Raw genomic sequence first — 16964 nt, 5'->3', positions numbered from 1 at the left:
ATGCTTTGACAGAAAGCGCGCTCCCACTGTGAGCTCATCGAGTCAGGAAGACCGAGAGTCGATCGACCTTAAGCATCTGCCACAACCACAACAATACAGGCACCAGGAGCACCCCTCATGAGCAGCATCTCTTCCAGCCAAAGCGCTGGGCAATTGGAAACACGCGGCATCGAACCGGTCCCTGAAGGCGAGTGCAACGGTCATCCGCTGCAACTGTTCTGGGTGTGGTTCGCCGCCAATATCAGCATTCTCGGCTTGCCGCTGGGCGCAACCCTGGTGGCGTTTCGTGGGCTGGCTATCTGGCAGGCGATCATCGTTGCGATCCTTGGCGCAGCCGGTTCCTTCGCGGTGGTGGGCATTATTTCCATCGCTGGCCGCCGTGGGCGTGCGCCCAGCCTGACCCTGTCCCGCGCGATCTTCGGCGTACGCGGCAATATCGGCCCGACCCTGGTCTCGCTGATGTCACGCCTGGGCTGGGAAACGGTCAACACCACCACCGCCGCCTTCGTGCTGCTCTCGTTGTGTTCGATCCTGTTCGGCTCCCCGGTGGAGGCGAAAAGTGCGCCGCTGCTGACCCTGATCTTCATCGCCATTTTCGTGTTGCTGACCCTGTCGGTTTCCGGCCTGGGCCACGCTACCTTGCTGGTGATCCAGAAGTGGGCCACCTATGTATTCGGTGCCTTGAACATCCTGGTCGGCGGTTTCCTCTGCGCCACCATCGACTGGAGCGCGGTGTTCAACGCTACCCCGGCACCGATGAGCGCGATGATGATTGGCATCGGCACCATGGCTGCCGGTACCGGTATCGGCTGGGCCAACGCCGGTGCCGACATGTCGCGCTACCAGCACCGCAGCGTCAAGGCCGTGCGCCTGGTGGCGTCCGCAGCGTTTGGTGCCGGCATTCCGCTGGTGCTGCTGATCACCCTCGGCGGCCTGCTGTCGGTGGGCAACCATGACCTGGCCTCGGCCACCGACCCGATCATCGCGATCCGCGACATGCTGCCGACCTGGATGGCCGTGCCGTACCTGATCACCGCGTTTGGCGGGTTGCTGCTGTCGAATAACCTGTCGGTGTATTCGGCCGGCCTCACCACCTTGACCCTCGGTCTGAAGGTCAAGCGCGTGCATGCGGTGATCGTCGACATCGTGGCGATCTTCGCCGGCTCCATCTACTTCATGCTGATCGCCGACAGCTTCTACGGCCCGTTCATCACCTTCATCTCGTTGCTGGCGGTGCCGATCACCGCCTGGGTCGGGATCTTTGTGGTCGACCTGATCCATCGCCACTACTACAGCCCCAAGGATTTGCTGGACGTGAGCCCAAGCAGCGCCTACTGGTATCGCGGTGGCGTGGAATGGCGGGCGTTCGGCGCCTGGGCCGTGGCGATCGTGCTGGGTTTCAGCTTCACCACGATCGGTACCACTGCGCAAAACATCTGGTTCGCCGGGCCATTGTCCGACTCCTGGCTGGGCCACAACGGCCTGGGCTGGATCGTCACCTTCCTGGTTGCCGGCGGCATTTACGCGGTACTCGGCGGCGCGGCTGACCGTCGTCCGGCTTTAGTTGAGAGCCCCAATGTCTAGATTGCTGCACACTGGCCAGGTCATCGTCGACCTGGTCATGTCCCTGGAAAAACTGCCGGCCACCGGTGGCGACGTGCTCGCGCACTCGGCCAGCTTCGAGGCTGGCGGCGGGTTCAATGTGATGGCGGCGGCGCGACGCAATGGCTTGCCGGTGGTGTACCTGGGGCGTCATGGCAACGGCCGCTTCGGCGACCTGGCCCGTGCCGCCATGCAGGCCGAAGGTATTGAAATGGCCTTGGCGGCCAGCGGTGGCAAAGACACCGGGTTGTGCGTGTCTCTCACGGAAGCCACCACCGAACGCACCTTCATCTCCCATATCGGCGCTGAGGGCGAGTTGAGTGCCGAGGACTTGGCCGCCGTAACGCCGCAGGCGGACGACTATGTGTATGTCAGTGGCTACAGCCTGCTCCTTGAGGGCAAGGCACAGCCGCTGATCGACTGGCTGCTGGCACTGCCACGCGCAATCGTGGTGGTGTTCGACCCGGGCCCTCTGGTCAAGGCGCCGGGCTCGGCCTTGATGAGCGCATTGTTGCCGCGTATCGATATCTGGACCAGCAATGGCCCCGAAGCGCTCGCGTTTACCGGTGCGGCGGATATCACCGCCGCGTTGCCCGCGCTCAGTCAGCACCTGCCCGCCGAAACGTTGCTGGTCGTGCGTGACGGGCCGAATGGCTGCTGGGTCGGGCGCGCGGGTGAGGTTGAGCACGTGCCGGGCTTCAAGGTGCGGGCGGTGGACAGCAATGGCGCTGGGGATGCGCACGCGGGCGTGTTCATGGCCGGTCTGGCCATGGGCCTGGCGCCCGCAGTGGCGGCACGCCGCGCGAACGCGGCGGCGGCACTGGCGGTTACCCGCTGGGGACCTGCGACGTCTCCAGGCACTGCCGAGGTTGACGCGCTACTCGCTGAATGACCATGCACTCAAAGATGGGCAAGCACCCTCTGATCAATGATCAAGTAACTTATTGATTTTTAAGAATTAGTCTTTCCCTTGAACGCCCGGATTTTTGTGGCGAACGAGCTTGTTGTAGTGAGCGGGCTTGTTGTGGCGAACGAGCTTGTTGTGGCGAGCGGGCTTGTTGTGGCGAGCGGGCTTGCCCCGCGTTGGGGCGCGAAGCGGCCCCTAAACCCATCGACCGAGATCCCGCGGGTAGGATCGCGGTGGATTTGCTGGGGCTGCTGCGCAGCCCAACGCGGGGCAAGCCCGCTCGCCACAGACGGGCCGATATTCTTCGATATGCGCCGCTTAGCGCTTCTGTTCAGCGGTGAACATTGCTTCCACGACGCATCGCGATATTCCTTCTGGCCCTTGGGTCAGGGCCAGGCCAGATAAAAGCCATTACTGCCGGGTTTGGCTTTCCAGCTTTCGCGCTTCTTCCACGCCCGACGCGGTCAGCTTGATCGGCAGGTTCAACGCATAGTCACCGGCAGCATCGGTGGTCACATGCCCATCCTTGATAAAGCCGCGGTCTTGCAGGAGCGCCAAGACACTGGCGACCACTTTTTCACCGCGGTAATTATCCAGCACCTCCTTGCCCAACCCGTTCGGGTGGGCGTGCAGCAGGCGGGTGAGGACTTCTTGTTCAAGGTTTTTATCGACGTTCATGCATACCTCTTCACTGGGAAATGATCGGGTGTTGGTCTTGCTACCAATGCGTCAAGGCGCAGGCTGTTTCGGGGCGCCTGGGATGTTGGAGTCGTCGCCTTTGTTGATCGTCGGCTGATTGACCGATGGGCCCATTTTGCCGTTACCGACGGCGGCCGGGGCCTGGCGCTGGGTGTCGTTGCCTTTGGTGCGCGGGTCGGCGCCGTTGTCGATGATTGCACCCCCGTTGGTGTCGAGGCCGGTGCCCATCGAGTCCTGGGATTCCTGGGTGGCAGGGCTGGGCGGGCTGCCCACAGGATCGGTCTTGCCGGTGGACGAGGTGGCGGCCAATACACTCAGCGAAGCGGCGGACAGCAGGCCGGTGAGGGCGAGGGCGGCAAACGTGGAATTCTTCATGAGGGTGTCTCCATATGATTGATGTCCTTACCCTTGATTGGTCCGCCCAGTTTGTGGGTTCGTGCCTCGGTGGCGACGAACGGTATCAGCTCACCTGTAAGATTTTATGTGCCGAGAGACGGCGCTCGATCAAGCGTGCAACGGTGATCAGCCAGTTCAGCGCGGCGATGATCAGTACGCCCAGCATCAGTGTCGACAGCCCGAATTCGACGATGATCTTGCCCGCCAGCCAGGGAAAGCCAAACACGCCGACAAAGTAGGCCAGGCTGAACAGCAGCAATGCCTGGGACGTTGTACCGGGCGGCGCTTCGTGGGCGACCAGCCCGTTGATGACGGAATACGTCAGGCCGTACCCCACTCCCAGCGTGGCCGCCGCCAGCAGATAGCTGAGGTTGCCGCTCACGCCAAAGGCGAACAGCGCGATCGAACCGAGCATGATCCCGGATAACACACAGGCAGCCCGATAGGCATCCAGCTTGACCACGAAGCCGGCGATCAACAGGCGGCTGGTGATCGCTGCACTCAGGAACCCCGCGAAGAACAGCGAGTAGTCCAACCCGTGCGCGGCGGCATAGCTGGTCTGGAACGATGAGAGCCCGCCAAACACGCAGCCACCCAGGCCGACCATGAGGATCGCGAACGCCGCCTTGGAAGACAGCACCCGGCGGCTGGCGGCCAGGGAAATCCGCGAAGCCGGGGCATTTTCCCGATGCTTGAGCGCGGCGCCCAATCGCCAGAAAACAAGAACCCCGGCGAGGCTGGCCAACCCGGCAATATAGAACGCGGTCGTCAGGGGCAGGTCCAGTGCCGCGGTGGCGCGTCCGAGCAAGGGGCCGGAGCCGATGCCACTCAACATGCTGCCCGACAGCAGCGCAAAGTACTTGGCGCGTTGGCTGGGTTCTACCAGCAAGGTCACGATGATCGGGCCCAGCGTATAGAAGACGCCCCAGCCCAATCCGAGGGCCAGCCCGAACAGCATCAAGCCCTGGCCAAACCCTGGCGTCAGGGCAAAACCCAGGCAGGCAAGTACCAGCAACATGCCCATCCCCGCGATGGCCCGTGCCGCTCCCCACGCATCGGCCAAGTGCCCGGAGAGCACCACCGCCACGAACGTGCTGAGCATCGCCGTGGAAATCACACTGCCCGCGTCATGCTCGTTCCCACCGCGCGAATGAATCAGCAACGACAGCAAAAAGGTTGAACCGTAGGACAGCGACAATAGGAAGCTGGCAAGGCAAAACAGGGCGAACAATTTTCCGCCCACCGGTGAGGTGGAGTGCATGGGCAAGCCTTGGGGTCGTTGGAGTTATGGCCGATTTTTACCACGCACGCCCAGGCGGATTGTTCTGTGGTTGGTGGTGCTTGCGTTAGCCGGCAACGGAGTAAGGCCGGTTTACAGTGCGCCGATCTCCTCGATAAACGTCTCCATGAATCCCTTGAGCCGATGGTGGCGGGCCTGTGCCAGGCGCTGGCCGGTCGGCGTTTGAAATCCGTCGGCCAACGACAATAATTTGGTCTGGAAATGATCCAGGCAAAAACGTTTGTCGTCGTACTCGCGGTGGCGTGCCGTGGGGTCGGCCGGGTCATACAAACCGCTGCCCATGCGCCCGGCGGTGTAGAACGTGCGGGCTACGCCGATCATGCCCAGGGAGTCGAGGCGATCGGCGTCCTGCGTGATCTCGGCCTCCAGGGTCCGAGGCTCCAAGCCAGCGGAAAAACTATGGGTGGCGATGGCGTGGGTCACGGCGTCGACCCTGGAGGCGGGCCAGCCGAGCAACTGCAACGTCTGCGCCGCCTTGTCGGCGGCCAACTGCGAGGCTTTCGAGCGCAACGGTGAGTTTTTCTCGACGGCCACGCAGTCGTGCAGCAATACCGCCGCCAGCAACACCTCCAGATCACCGCCTTCCTGCGCCTGGATCAAGCGTGCGTTGTGCCATACGCGCTGCAGGTGCGACAGATCGTGGGCGCCATCTTCCGAAGGCCCGAGGGCATGGGGCAGTAAGGTGGCGGCGAGGTCGGGCAGGGGCGCGAAGGGCATGGGGCTTCTCATCAGGCGGTGGGCCAACAGGGTAGTCGCGATTGAAATTGCACTGCAATCGGTCATGAAACCGTCTTAGTATGTGGCCTTTGAATTTGCCCAAGGTTCGCCCATGACCATTGAGATTCGCCCCGCCGTGCCCAGCGATGCTGCACAGATCCTGACGTTTATCACCGAGCTTGCCGAGTATGAAAAGGCCCGGCATGAAGTGATTGCCAGTGTGGTGGATATCGAGCGCAGCCTGTTCAGCGAGGGCGCTACTGCCCATGGCCTGATCTGCTCGCGGGACGGCTTGCCAATCGGATTCGCGGTGTTCTTTTTCAGCTATTCCACCTGGTTGGGCAGCAATTGCCTGTACCTCGAAGACCTCTACATCAACCCGGAGCAGCGCGGCGGCGGGGCGGGCAAGAAGTTGCTGCGCCACCTGGCGAAGATCGCCTGCGACAACGGGTGCGGGCGCTTTGAGTGGAGCGTGCTGGATTGGAACGAGCCGGCGATTGCCTTCTATAAGTCCATCGGGGCCCAGCCGCAGGAGGAGTGGGTGCGCTATCGGATGGAAGGTGATGCCCTGAGGGATTTCGCCCAGGGCTGATACCCCTCGTAAACCGGCCAGCAAGGCCGGTTTTTTTATATCTATGCTCACTATGTGGGATGCAAATTTATATATTGAGATATTTCGGCTTTCGGGTTTATAGTCGGCGGCATCAGCACTCACTACCAAAAATAAAACAGGTGAAGCGATGCAGGCACAACCGTTGTCACTCCCCGCCGTACCCGAGCCGACTTACGGCGATCGGCTGAAAAACAAGGTGGTGATCGTCACTGGCGCCGCCCAAGGCATTGGCGAGGCGATCGTTGCCTGTTTCCAGGCCCAGCAGGCGCGCCTGGTGATCGCGGATATCCAGGGCGCAAAGGTCGAGGCTGTCGCTGCCCATTGGCGTGAACGCGGCGCCGAAATCCATGCACAGCCCGTCGACATCACGTCCAAGGAGCAGTGGCAGGCGTTGGTCAATGTGGCCATCGAGCGCTTTGGCCGCGTGGATGTGCTGGTCAATTGTGCCGGGGTCAATGTGTTCCGCGACCCTCTGGAAATGACCGACGAAGACTGGCGCCGCTGCTTTGCCATCGACCTCGACGGCGCGTGGTACGGCTGCCGCGCAGTGTTGCCGCACATGATCGAGCAGGGCCTCGGCAACATCATCAACATCGCTTCCACCCATTCCAGCCACATCATTCCCGGCTGCTTTCCCTATCCCGTCGCCAAGCACGGCCTGCTCGGCCTGACCCGCGCCCTCGGTATCGAGTACGCGCCCAAGGGCATCCGCGTGAATGCCATCGCGCCGGGCTATATCGAGACCCAGCTCAACGTCGACTACTGGAACGGCTTCCCCGACCCGCATGCCGAGCGCCAGCGCGCGTTCGACCTGCACCCGCCCAAGCGTATCGGCCAGCCCATCGAGGTGGCCATGAGCGCGCTGTTCCTGGCCACTGACGAGGCGCCTTTTATCAACGCCACCTGCCTGATGATCGATGGCGGGCGCTCCGTGATGTACCACGACTAGACGTCGCCGCCCCAATAACAACAAGAGGTGCCATTCATGAAAAAAGGAATACGCGTTCTCGCCGCCGCTATTGCGTTAAGCGGCTTCAGCGCATTGGCCTGTGCCGAAGAAGTGAAGATCGGCTTCCTGGTCAAGCAGGCGGAGGAACCCTGGTTCCAGACCGAATGGGCCTTTGCCGAAAAGGCCGGCAAGGACCAGGGCTTTACCGTGATCAAGATCGCCGTGCCGGACGGTGAGAAAACCCTCTCGGCCATCGACACCCTGGCCGCCAATGGCGCCAAGGGCTTTGTCATCTGCCCGCCGGATGTGTCCCTGGGCCCGGCAATCATGGCCAAGGCCAAGCTCAATAACCTGAAAGTGCTGGCGGTGGACGACCGCTTTGTCGACGCCAAGGGCAAGCCCATGGAAGACGTGCCCTACGTCGGCCTGGACGCCTACAAGATCGGCCAGAAACAGGGCGAAGCCATGGCTGCGCAAGCCAAGCAGCGCAACTGGGACTGGAAGGACACTTACGCGGTCATCAACACCTTTGACGAGTTGGAAACCGGCAAGAAACGCACCGACGGTTCGGTGGAGGGCCTCAAGGCCGCCGGGTTGCCGGCCGACCATATCCTGTTCAGCGCACAGAAAACCCTCGACGTCCCCGGTAGCATGGATTCCACCAACTCCGCCTTGGTCAAACTGCCCCGTGGCGCGAAAAACCTGATCATCGGCGGTATGAACGACAGCACCGTGCTCGGTGGCGTGCGCGCCACCGAAAGCGCCGGCTTCAAGGCGGCGAATGTGATCGGCGTGGGCATCAACGGCACCGACGCCATCGAAGAACTGAAAAAATCCGACACCGGTTTCTACGGCTCGATGCTGTTGAGCCCGGATGCCTCCGGCTATAAAACGGCCACGGCGATGTTCGAGTGGGTAACCAAAGGGACTGAGCCGGCCAAGTTTACCGCCCTGGATAACGTGACGCTGATCACCCGCGCCAACTTCAAGGCTGAACTGAGCAAAATAGGGTTGTGGAAATGAACGGGGCGGCTCTGCGGTTCGACGGCATCGGCAAGGAATTTCCCGGGGTCAAGGCGCTGGCGCAGATCAGCTTTGAAGCGCGTCCGCACCAGGTGCATGCGCTGATGGGGGAGAACGGTGCGGGTAAGTCGACCCTGCTGAAAATCCTCGGGGGGGCCTATATTCCCAGCAGCGGCACGGTGCATATCGGCGAGCAGGCCATGGATTTCAAATGCGCCGCCGACAGCATCGCCAGCGGCGTCGCGGTGATTCACCAGGAACTGCACCTGGTACCGGAAATGACTGTCGCGGAAAACCTGTTCCTCGGGCATTTGCCGTCGCGCTTCGGCGTGGTCAATCGTAGCCTGCTGCGCAAGCAGGCCCTGGCCTGCCTCAAGGGCCTGGCCGATGAAATCGACCCCGAGGAGAAGCTCGGGCGCCTGTCCCTGGGCCAGCGCCAACTGGTGGAGATCGCCAAGGCCCTGTCCCGCGGCGCTCATGTGATTGCGTTCGACGAGCCCACCAGCAGCTTGTCCGCCCGGGAAATCGACCGCTTGATGACCATCATCGGACGCCTGCGGGACGAGGGCAAAGTGGTGCTCTATGTGTCCCACCGCATGGAAGAGGTATTCCGCATCTGCAACGCGGTGACGGTGTTCAAGGACGGCCGCTACGTGCGCACCTTCGACGACATGAGTGCGCTGACCCACGACCAACTGGTGACGTGCATGGTCGGTCGCGATATCCAGGACATCTACGACTATCGCCCGCGTGAGCGCGGTGATGTGGCGCTGAAGGTCGACGGCCTGCTCGGCCCTGGCCTGCGCGAACCGGTGAGTTTCGCGGCGCACAAGGGCGAGATCCTCGGCCTGTTCGGGCTGGTCGGCGCCGGGCGGACCGAGCTGTTGCGCCTGCTCAGCGGGCTGGAACGCAGCAGCGCCGGGCAGTTGCAATTGTGCGGTGAACCGCTGCAACTGCGTTCACCGCGCGATGCCATCGCCGGCGGCGTGTTGCTGTGCCCTGAAGACCGTAAGAAGGAAGGCATTATTCCGCTGTCCAGCGTCGCGGAGAACATCAACATCAGCGCCCGTGGTGCCCACGCATCGTTCGGCTGGTTGTTGCGTGACGAGTGGGAAACCGGCAACGCCGACCACCAGATCAAGGCGATGAAGGTCAAGACGCCGAACGCGGAGCAGAAAATCATGTTCCTCTCGGGCGGCAATCAGCAAAAGGCCATTCTGGGTCGCTGGCTGTCGATGCCGATGAAGGTCCTGCTGCTGGACGAACCGACGCGCGGCATCGATATCGGCGCCAAGTCGGAGATCTACCAGATCATCCATAACCTGGCGGCCAGCGGTATTGCGGTGATCGTGGTGTCCAGCGACCTGATGGAAGTAATGGGCATCTCCGACCGCATCCTGGTGATGAGCGAAGGCGCCCTCACTGGCGAATTGACCCGCGATCAAGCGGATGAAGCACGGCTGCTGCAACTGGCTCTCCCGCGTTCGCGGGCTTGAAGAATAAGAGGGTTTGGGTATGTCTCAGGTAAAAACTGCAAAGGGCTTCTGGCCGGGTTTCAACCAGCGCAAGTTTCTCGATGATTGGGTCATGCTGTTGGCAGCCCTGAGCATCTTTGTGCTCAGCGCGCTGTTCATCGACAATTTCCTTTCGCCGCTGAATATGCGCGGTCTGGGCCTGGCGATTTCCACCGTGGGTATTGCGGCGTGCACCATGCTGTTCTGCCTGGCCTCGGGCCACTTCGACTTATCGGTGGGCTCGGTGATCGCTTGCGCCGGCGTGGTGGCGGGGATCGTGATCCGCGACACCGACAGCGTGGTGCTCGGCGTGTCCGCGGCGTTGGCCATGGGCCTGGTGGTGGGGCTGATCAACGGCATCGTGATCGCCAAGCTGCGCATCAATGCATTGATCGCGACCTTGGCGACCATGCAGATCGTGCGCGGCCTGGCCTATATCTTCTCGAACGGCAAGGCCGTGGGGGTGATGGACGAGCGCTTCTTCGTGTTCGGCAACGGCCAATTGCTGGGCGTGCCGGTGCCGATCATTATCACCGTGCTGTGCTTTGTGTTCTTCGGCTGGCTGCTCAACTACACCACCTATGGGCGCAACACCATGGCCATTGGCGGTAACCAGGAAGCGGCGTTGCTCGCCGGGGTCAACGTCGACCGCACCAAGATCATCATCTTTGCCGTTCACGGCTTGATCGGCGCGTTGGCTGGGGTGATCCTCGCCTCGCGCATGACCTCGGGCCAGCCGATGATCGGCCAGGGCTTCGAGCTGACGGTGATTTCGGCGTGTGTGCTGGGTGGGGTGTCGTTGAGTGGTGGCATCGGCATGATTCGCCACGTGATTGCCGGGGTGTTGATCCTGGCGATCATCGAGAATGCGATGAACCTGAAGAATATCGATACCTTCTACCAGTATGTGATCCGCGGTTCGATCCTGTTGCTGGCGGTCATCATCGACCGCATGAAGCAGCGCTAGACCGAATACCTCAGGCCCCCTGTGGGAGGGGGCTTGCCCGAATGCCGTTCAGTTAAGGCTTTTTTGTAGGAGCGAGCTTGCTCGCGAAGAACTCACAGGCGCCGCGTTGATTCAGGAAACACGCGTGATCGTTGACGTTTTTCGCGAGCAAGCTCGCTCCTACAGAAGGCGATGTACGCTTAGCTGAACGGCATTCGGGCAAGTCCCCTCCCACACTTGGATCGACGCTGTGTTCGCGTTCAGCATTTGCCATAATGGCGCCGTTTTCGTACTTCCCAATAGGCCCGATATGCAGGAAACCGCCCACACCCCCGTCAAAGACGCCGCCCCCACCGGCACCCAGACCCTGCTGCGTGGCCTGGGCGTCGTGCAAGCGGTGGCCGCGGGTGCACGGGATCTCAAGGAGATCGCCAAGCGCATCGGCACCACCCGCAGCACCACGCACCGCCTGGCCAGTTGCCTGGTGGACGAGCGTTACCTGCGCGTGGTGCCGCAAGTGGGTTACCTGCTGGGGCCGAAGCTGATCGAGCTGGGGTTCCAGGCGCGCGAAGAGTTGCCGTTGGTCAGCCTGGCCGTGCCTTACCTGGACGAACTGTCGGCCCTCACCGGTGACACCATTCACTTGGCCATCCGTGAAGACGACGACGTGCTCTACCTGCACAAGAACCCTGGCCGCTACGGCCCGGAAATGCGCTCGCGGGTGGGCCATCGCATGCCGTTGGCGCGGACCGGGGTCGGCAAGGCGATGTTGCTGGATGACACCGCCGAGGAGTGGCAGCGCCTGTACCAGGCCAGTTTTCCCCAGGGCGGCAAGAGCCAGCAGTGGCCGCAGCACCCGGAGCAATCCTGGGCGCAGTTCGAGCAGCGCATGTGTGAATACGTGGCGGGAGGGTATGCGTTCGATCTGGAAGACAACGAACCGTCGATCCGTTGCGTGGCGGCACCGGTGCGCGATGCCAGCCGGCGTATCGTCGCCGGCATCAGCATCGCCAGTACCGTGCCCTACATGCCACTGGAGAAAATGGCCGAGCTGATCCCTGTGATCAAACAGGTCGCAGCCCGGCTGTCTGCGGAGTTGGGCGCGAAAGCCTGATCAGGCTTTCAGGGTCGCCATGTCGATGACAAAGCGGTACTTCACGTCACCGGCGATCATGCGGGTGTAGGCCTCGTTGATCTGGCGGATATCGAGCATTTCGATGTCGCAGGTAATGCCATGCTCGGCGCAGAAATCCAGGACTTCCTGGGTTTCGGCAATGCCACCGATCAGCGAGCCGGCCAGGACTTTACGACCCAGCACCAGCTTGGCGGCGTTGACGGGCGGATCTACCGGCTCGATCAAGCCGACCAGGATGTGCACGCCGTCAAAGCGCAGTACATCCAGGTAGGGGTTGAGGTCGTGTTGCACCGGAATGGTGTCCAGCAGGAAGTCGAAGTGCCCGGCGGCGGCTTTCATCTGTGCGGCGTCGGTGGACACGATCACATGGTCGGCGCCCTGGCGACGGCCTTCTTCGGCCTTGCTCGCGGAGCGGGTGAACAGGGTCACCTCAGCGCCCATGGCCTTGGCGAACTTGATGCCCATGTGGCCCAACCCCCCCATGCCGAGGATGCCGACTTTATCGCCGGCCTTCACGCCGTAGTGCTTGAGCGGTGAATAGGTGGTGATACCGGCACAGAGAATCGGTGCGGCGCTGGCCAGGTCGAGCTTGGCCGGGATCTTCACCACGAAATGCTCGCTGACCACGATGCTGTCGGAGTAGCCGCCCATGGTGTTGCTGCCATCGACCCGATCCGGGGTGGCATAGGTCATGGTCGGGCCTTCGAGGCAGTATTGCTCCAGGTCCGCCTGGCACGCGTCGCAGTGGCGGCACGAATCGACCATGCAACCGACGCCGACCAGGTCGCCGACTTTATGCGCGGTGACGCTGGTGCCGACGGCGGTGACTTTGCCGACAATCTCATGGCCCGGCATCAGCGGGTAGACGGCAATGCCCCATTCGTTGCGGGCCTGGTGGATGTCGGAATGGCATACGCCACAGTAGAGAATCTCGATTGCCACGTCATCGGCGCGCGGGCTGCGGCGTTCAAATGACATGGGGGCGAGGGGAGTGGTGGCCGATTGGGCGGCATAACCGATGGCGGTATACATGGAGAAAACCTCGCAGAAGCAGTGACAGATGAGGCGGGCCATTCTCCGCGCCACCCCCAGGTGCGGCCATGGCGATTGCTCCGAGTCTCATGCCTATTCCTCCGGGAGTGCCCCGGGTTTGGATCTATGTGTCGCCAGACCTGCGATGATGTTCCCATCCCTTTTTCGCGAAGTTTTTTGCCATGTTGTTGACCCGCCATCTCGACGCCAATGCCACGCTGGTTTCCTTGATTGAGGGGCTGACGTCGTGCGACGGTTTTTCCCCGACCCACCTGCCTGGTGTGCAAGTGCTGCGCGCCAGTTGCGATGTGGCACGTGGCCCGCAGATCTATGAGCCGAGCCTGATGTTCGTGGCCCAAGGCAGCAAGGTCGCCTACCTGGGCCCGCGCACCCTGGAGTACGGCGCCGGGCATTACCTGATCCAGGCGATGCCGGTGCCGTTCGAGTGCGAGACCTTCGCCCTGGCGCCCGGTGCGCCGTTGCTGGGTGTGACGGTGGGGATTGACCGGGTGGTGCTGGGGGAGTTGGTGATGGCAATGGGCATGCAGGCCGGTCCGCCGCCGACGGCGCAGACCTTGGAGTCGATGAGTTCGGTGGTGCTCGACGATGCGATGCGCGGCTGCGTCGAACGGCTGTTGCTGTGCCTGCATGATCCGCTGGAGAGCCGGATCATGGGGCCGGCGCGGGTGCGGGAATTATTGTTCACCGCACTGCGCGGGCCACAGGCCGATGTGCTGCGCGCGTTGGTGGAACAGCAGGGGCAATTTTCGCGAATCGCCACCTCGTTGAATCACCTGCATGCCCATTTCGCCGAGCCACTGAATATCGAGACGCTGGCGGGGTATGCGCACATGAGCGCGTCGACGTTTCATGAGCATTTCAAACGTTGCACGCTGTTGTCGCCGGTGCAGTACCTCAAGCGCTTGCGCTTGCTCAAGGCCCAGCAATTATTGCTGGTGGAAGGCATGGGGGTGGCGCAGGCGGCGCATAGCGTGGGGTATCAGAGTACGTCGCAGTTCAGCCGCGAGTACAAACGCTACTTCGAGCGCAACCCCGGCGAAGAGCGGGCTGCATAGTCATGTCAGGCAACAGCACAATCCAACTGTGGGAAGGGGGCAACCCTCCTACAGTTGATCGAGTTTGATTCCATAAAAAAGGCTCCCGTTTGGGAGCCTCGTTTGGCTTACATATTCGGGTAAGTCGGCCCGCCCGAGCCTTCCGGCGTGACCCAGGTGATGTTCTGCGAAGGATCCTTGATGTCACAGGTCTTGCAGTGCACGCAGTTCTGGGCGTTGATCTGGAAGCGCTTCTCGCCATCTTCCTTGGTCACGACTTCATACACGCCAGCCGGGCAGTAGCGTTGTGCCGGTTCATCGTAGAGCGGCAGGTTGGTGCCGAGCGGGATGCTGGGGTCTTTGAGCTTCAAGTGGCACGGCTGTTCTTCTTCGTGGTTGGTACCGGAGATGAACACCGAGCTCAGCTTGTCGAAGCTCAACTTGCCGTCGGGTTTGGGGTAGTCGATCTTCTGGCAGTCCTTGGCCAGCTTGAGGCACGCATAGTCGGGCTTGGTGTCGTGCAGGGTGAACGGCATCTTGCCACCCAGGATGTTCTGGTCGAACCAGTTGAAGCCGGCGCCGATGATCGGGCCGAACTTGTGCATCGCCGGGCCGAAGTTGCGGCTGGCGAACAGTTCTTCGTAGAGCCAGCTGGCCTTGAAGCTGTCGACGTAGTTGGTCAGTTCGTCGCCGCCTTCGGATTCGGCAAACAGGCGTTCGGCCACGGCGTCGGCAGCGAGCATGCCGGACTTCATCGCGGTGTGGCTGCCCTTGATCTTGGCCACGTTCATGGTACCCAGGTCGCAACCGATGAGAGCGCCGCCCTTGAACACCATTTTTGGCAACGAGTTGATGCCGCCTTTGGCCAGGGCGCGGGCGCCGTAGCTGATGCGCTTGCCGCCTTCGAGGTACTGGGCCAGCACCGGGTGGTGCTTGAGGCGCTGGAACTCATCGAACGGCGACAGGAAGGTGTTGCTGTAGGACAGATCGACGATCAGGCCCACAACGACCTGGTTGTTTTCCAGGTGATAGAGGAACGAGCCACCGGTGTTCTCGTTGCTCATGATGTCCAGCGGCCAACCGGCGGTGTGCACCACCAGGCCAGGCTGATGTTTGGCCGGGTCGATTTCCCAGATTTCCTTGAGGCCGATGCCGTAGTGCTGGGCGTCGGCGTCGCTGTCCAGCTTGAAGCGCTGGATCAGTTGCTTGCCGATATGGCCGCGGCAGCCTTCGGCGAACAGCGTGTATTTGCCGCGCAGTTCCATGCCTGGGGTGTAGACGCCTTCTTTGGGATGGCCTTCGCGGTCGACGCCGAGGTCGCCGGTGATGATGCCGCGCACCACACCGTTTTCGTCGAACAGCGCTTCCTGGGCGGCGAAGCCTGGGTAGACTTCCACGCCAAGGTTCTCGGCCTGCTGGGCCAGCCAACGGCACAGGTTGCCCAGGGAGATAATATAGTTGCCTTCGTTGTGCATGGTCTTGGGCACAAAGAAGTCAGGCACTTTGGTCGAGGTGTCGGCGCTGCGCAGTACATAGATGTCATCGCGCACCACCGGGGTGTTGAGCGGGGCGCCGAGTGCTTTCCAGTCCGGGAACAGTTCGTTCAGGGCGCGGGGTTCGAACACGGCGCCGGAGAGGATATGAGCGCCGACTTCGGAGCCTTTTTCGACCACGCAGACGCTGATTTCCTTACCGGCTTCGGCGGCCTTCTGCTTCAGTCGGCAGGCGGCGGACAGGCCCGCCGGGCCAGCGCCGACGATGACCACGTCGAATTCCATGTATTCGCGTTCCACAGGCTATCTCCTACTCAAGGCTCAACAGGCTTTTTTTCTAATGGGTGGAGGTTAGGTGTCATAACCGTCATCGCTGCTTTAAACAGCAGGGTATGACCCACCTTTCTCTCTAGGTGGCGCATTATATCTACACCACTCCCAGCGTCCAATACAAACGTTTGTTTGAATTGCTTGGAGGCTAGGTAAATCAAAGCAACGCGGCTTATGACTGACCATTTTGCCGTATTGACCAGAATAGGTGTTCCGGTCAATATACGGTCGGTTTTGCGCTTAGCGTAGGCAGACTGTAGGTTTCAAGAGCACGTCCAAAAGCAGGGCGAAGGCAAAACGGGTGACGCGCGTGCAAAAGATGGCGCGCAGTTTACACGCCGCGAGAAAGAATGACCTCCCAGTCACCACTGACGAACGGTCATCACTGGCCTGTCGCGGTGTCATTCGCCGACGTTTTTGGAGGTGCCCTTGTGTGCCGATGAGCATCAACCGCCAGGTTCGCCTAGGCGACTTTCTTTTCACCGGAGAGTAACGAGGAATCCATGAAGGTTCTTGTAGCTGTCAAACGCGTTGTCGATTACAACGTGAAAGTTCGCGTCAAGGCGGACAATTCCGGCGTCGACCTCGCTAACGTCAAGATGTCGATGAACCCTTTCTGCGAAATCGCTGTGGAAGAAGCTGTACGCCTGAAAGAGAAAGGCGTTGCGACTGAAATCGTCGTGGTTTCCATCGGCCCGACCACTGCTCAAGAGCAGCTGCGTACCGCCCTGGCACTGGGTGCCGACCGCGCCATCCTGGTTGAGTCCGCTGAAGAGCTGACCTCCCTGGCCGTGGCCAAGTTGCTCAAGGCCGTTGTCGATAAGGAACAGCCTCAACTGGTGATCCTTGGCAAACAGGCCATCGACAGCGACAACAACCAGACTGGCCAGATGCTGGCTGCGCTGACCGGTTACGGCCAGGGCACCTTCGCCTCCAAAGTCGAAGTGAGCGGCGACAGCGTGGCTGTCACCCGCGAAATCGACGGCGGCGCGCAGACAGTTTCGTTGAAACTGCCCGCCATCGTCACCACCGACCTGCGTTTGAACGAGCCGCGCTACGCGTCCCTGCCAAACATCATGAAAGCCAAGAAGAAGCCTCTCGAAGTGCTGACTCCGGACGCTTTGGGCGTTTCCACTGCCTCCACCAACAAGACCGTCAAGGTCGAAGCGCCGGCTGCACGCAGCGCGGGTATCAAGGTCAAGTCGGTGGCTGAACTGGTCGAGAAACTGAAAAACGAAGCGAAGGTAATCTAA

At 61.5% G+C, this 16964-nt stretch carries 16 protein-coding genes; 10 read left to right on the top strand and 6 right to left on the bottom strand.

All coding sequences use genetic code 11. The features are described 5' to 3' along the window. Positions 1–117 precede the first annotated feature (117 nt). The gene (locus P2T68_RS28345) at positions 118–1584 is read left to right on the top strand and encodes a cytosine permease (protein ID WP_024076949.1); all 1467 of its coding nucleotides are present in this window, start codon (positions 118–120) and stop codon (positions 1582–1584) included. Further along, on the top strand, positions 1577–2494 hold the full coding sequence (locus P2T68_RS28340; RefSeq protein ID WP_069076843.1) for a PfkB family carbohydrate kinase: 918 nt from the start codon (positions 1577–1579) through the stop codon (positions 2492–2494). Before P2T68_RS28345 ends, P2T68_RS28340 begins: the two co-directional genes overlap by 8 nt. 426 nt (positions 2495–2920) lie before the next feature. On the opposite strand, the gene P2T68_RS28335 is transcribed toward P2T68_RS28340, so the two are convergent. The 4 genes from P2T68_RS28335 to P2T68_RS28320 all read right to left on the bottom strand — a co-directional run bounded on the left by P2T68_RS28335 (position 2921) and on the right by P2T68_RS28320 (position 5621). Further along, positions 2921–3187, bottom strand: coding sequence for a hypothetical protein (locus P2T68_RS28335; protein WP_024076947.1), 267 nt, complete (start codon positions 3185–3187; stop codon positions 2921–2923). A 51-nt stretch (positions 3188–3238) separates the two neighbouring features. Further along, positions 3239–3583, bottom strand: a complete 345-nt coding sequence (locus P2T68_RS28330) for a hypothetical protein (protein ID WP_069076842.1) — start codon at positions 3581–3583, stop codon at positions 3239–3241. A gap of 85 nt (positions 3584–3668) precedes the next feature. Continuing rightward, on the bottom strand, positions 3669–4865 hold the full coding sequence (locus P2T68_RS28325; RefSeq protein WP_277378618.1) for an MFS transporter: 1197 nt from the start codon (positions 4863–4865) through the stop codon (positions 3669–3671). A 111-nt stretch (positions 4866–4976) separates the two neighbouring features. Then, positions 4977–5621: an HD domain-containing protein gene (locus P2T68_RS28320; protein WP_024076944.1), complete on the bottom strand. Its 645-nt coding sequence runs from the start codon at positions 5619–5621 to the stop codon at positions 4977–4979. 112 nt (positions 5622–5733) lie between these two features. On the opposite strand from P2T68_RS28320, the gene P2T68_RS28315 reads away from it, so the two are divergent. From P2T68_RS28315 to P2T68_RS28290, 6 genes are all read left to right on the top strand, one after another. Beyond that, positions 5734–6213, top strand: coding sequence for a GNAT family N-acetyltransferase (locus P2T68_RS28315; RefSeq protein WP_041161286.1), 480 nt, complete (start codon positions 5734–5736; stop codon positions 6211–6213). A 148-nt stretch (positions 6214–6361) separates the two neighbouring features. After that, on the top strand, positions 6362–7183 hold the full coding sequence (locus P2T68_RS28310) for an SDR family oxidoreductase (protein WP_024076942.1): 822 nt from the start codon (positions 6362–6364) through the stop codon (positions 7181–7183). A gap of 36 nt (positions 7184–7219) precedes the next feature. Then, a complete protein-coding gene (locus P2T68_RS28305; RefSeq protein WP_024076941.1) occupies positions 7220–8206 on the top strand; it encodes a substrate-binding domain-containing protein in 987 nt (328 codons plus the stop codon). Then, positions 8203–9702, top strand: a complete 1500-nt coding sequence (gene araG, locus P2T68_RS28300) for an L-arabinose ABC transporter ATP-binding protein AraG (protein WP_024076940.1) — start codon at positions 8203–8205, stop codon at positions 9700–9702. Before P2T68_RS28305 ends, araG begins: the two co-directional genes overlap by 4 nt. Positions 9703–9721: 19 nt before the next feature. Beyond that, positions 9722–10687 carry an L-arabinose ABC transporter permease AraH gene (araH, locus tag P2T68_RS28295; protein ID WP_024076939.1) on the top strand — a complete coding sequence of 322 codons (966 nt, stop codon included), beginning with the start codon at positions 9722–9724 and terminating at the stop codon, positions 10685–10687. A gap of 289 nt (positions 10688–10976) precedes the next feature. Continuing rightward, the gene (locus tag P2T68_RS28290) at positions 10977–11780 is read left to right on the top strand and encodes an IclR family transcriptional regulator (protein ID WP_024076938.1); all 804 of its coding nucleotides are present in this window, start codon (positions 10977–10979) and stop codon (positions 11778–11780) included. Here P2T68_RS28290 and P2T68_RS28285 read toward each other — a convergent pair whose 3' ends face one another. After that, a complete protein-coding gene (locus P2T68_RS28285; protein ID WP_024076937.1) occupies positions 11781–12833 on the bottom strand; it encodes an NAD(P)-dependent alcohol dehydrogenase in 1053 nt (350 codons plus the stop codon). 182 nt (positions 12834–13015) lie between these two features. On the opposite strand from P2T68_RS28285, the gene P2T68_RS28280 reads away from it, so the two are divergent. Continuing rightward, a complete protein-coding gene (locus P2T68_RS28280; RefSeq protein WP_102625743.1) occupies positions 13016–13909 on the top strand; it encodes an AraC family transcriptional regulator in 894 nt (297 codons plus the stop codon). Positions 13910–14016: 107 nt separating this feature from the next. On the opposite strand, the gene P2T68_RS28275 is transcribed toward P2T68_RS28280, so the two are convergent. Then, entirely contained in the window at positions 14017–15681 is a 1665-nt protein-coding gene (locus tag P2T68_RS28275; protein ID WP_024076935.1) for an electron transfer flavoprotein-ubiquinone oxidoreductase, read from the bottom strand. Between the two features lie 533 nt (positions 15682–16214). On the opposite strand from P2T68_RS28275, the gene P2T68_RS28270 reads away from it, so the two are divergent. Beyond that, positions 16215–16964 (top strand): electron transfer flavoprotein subunit beta/FixA family protein, encoded by a 750-nt coding sequence (locus tag P2T68_RS28270; RefSeq protein ID WP_024076934.1) that lies wholly within the window; start codon positions 16215–16217, stop codon positions 16962–16964.

Origin of the sequence: Pseudomonas sp. G11 (assembly GCF_029457515.1) — a bacterium.
Classification (GTDB): Bacteria; Pseudomonadota; Gammaproteobacteria; order Pseudomonadales; family Pseudomonadaceae; genus Aquipseudomonas; species Aquipseudomonas gorinensis.
Note: the sequence above shows the minus strand (reverse complement) of the source record. Positions and strands in the feature narration are given on the sequence as shown.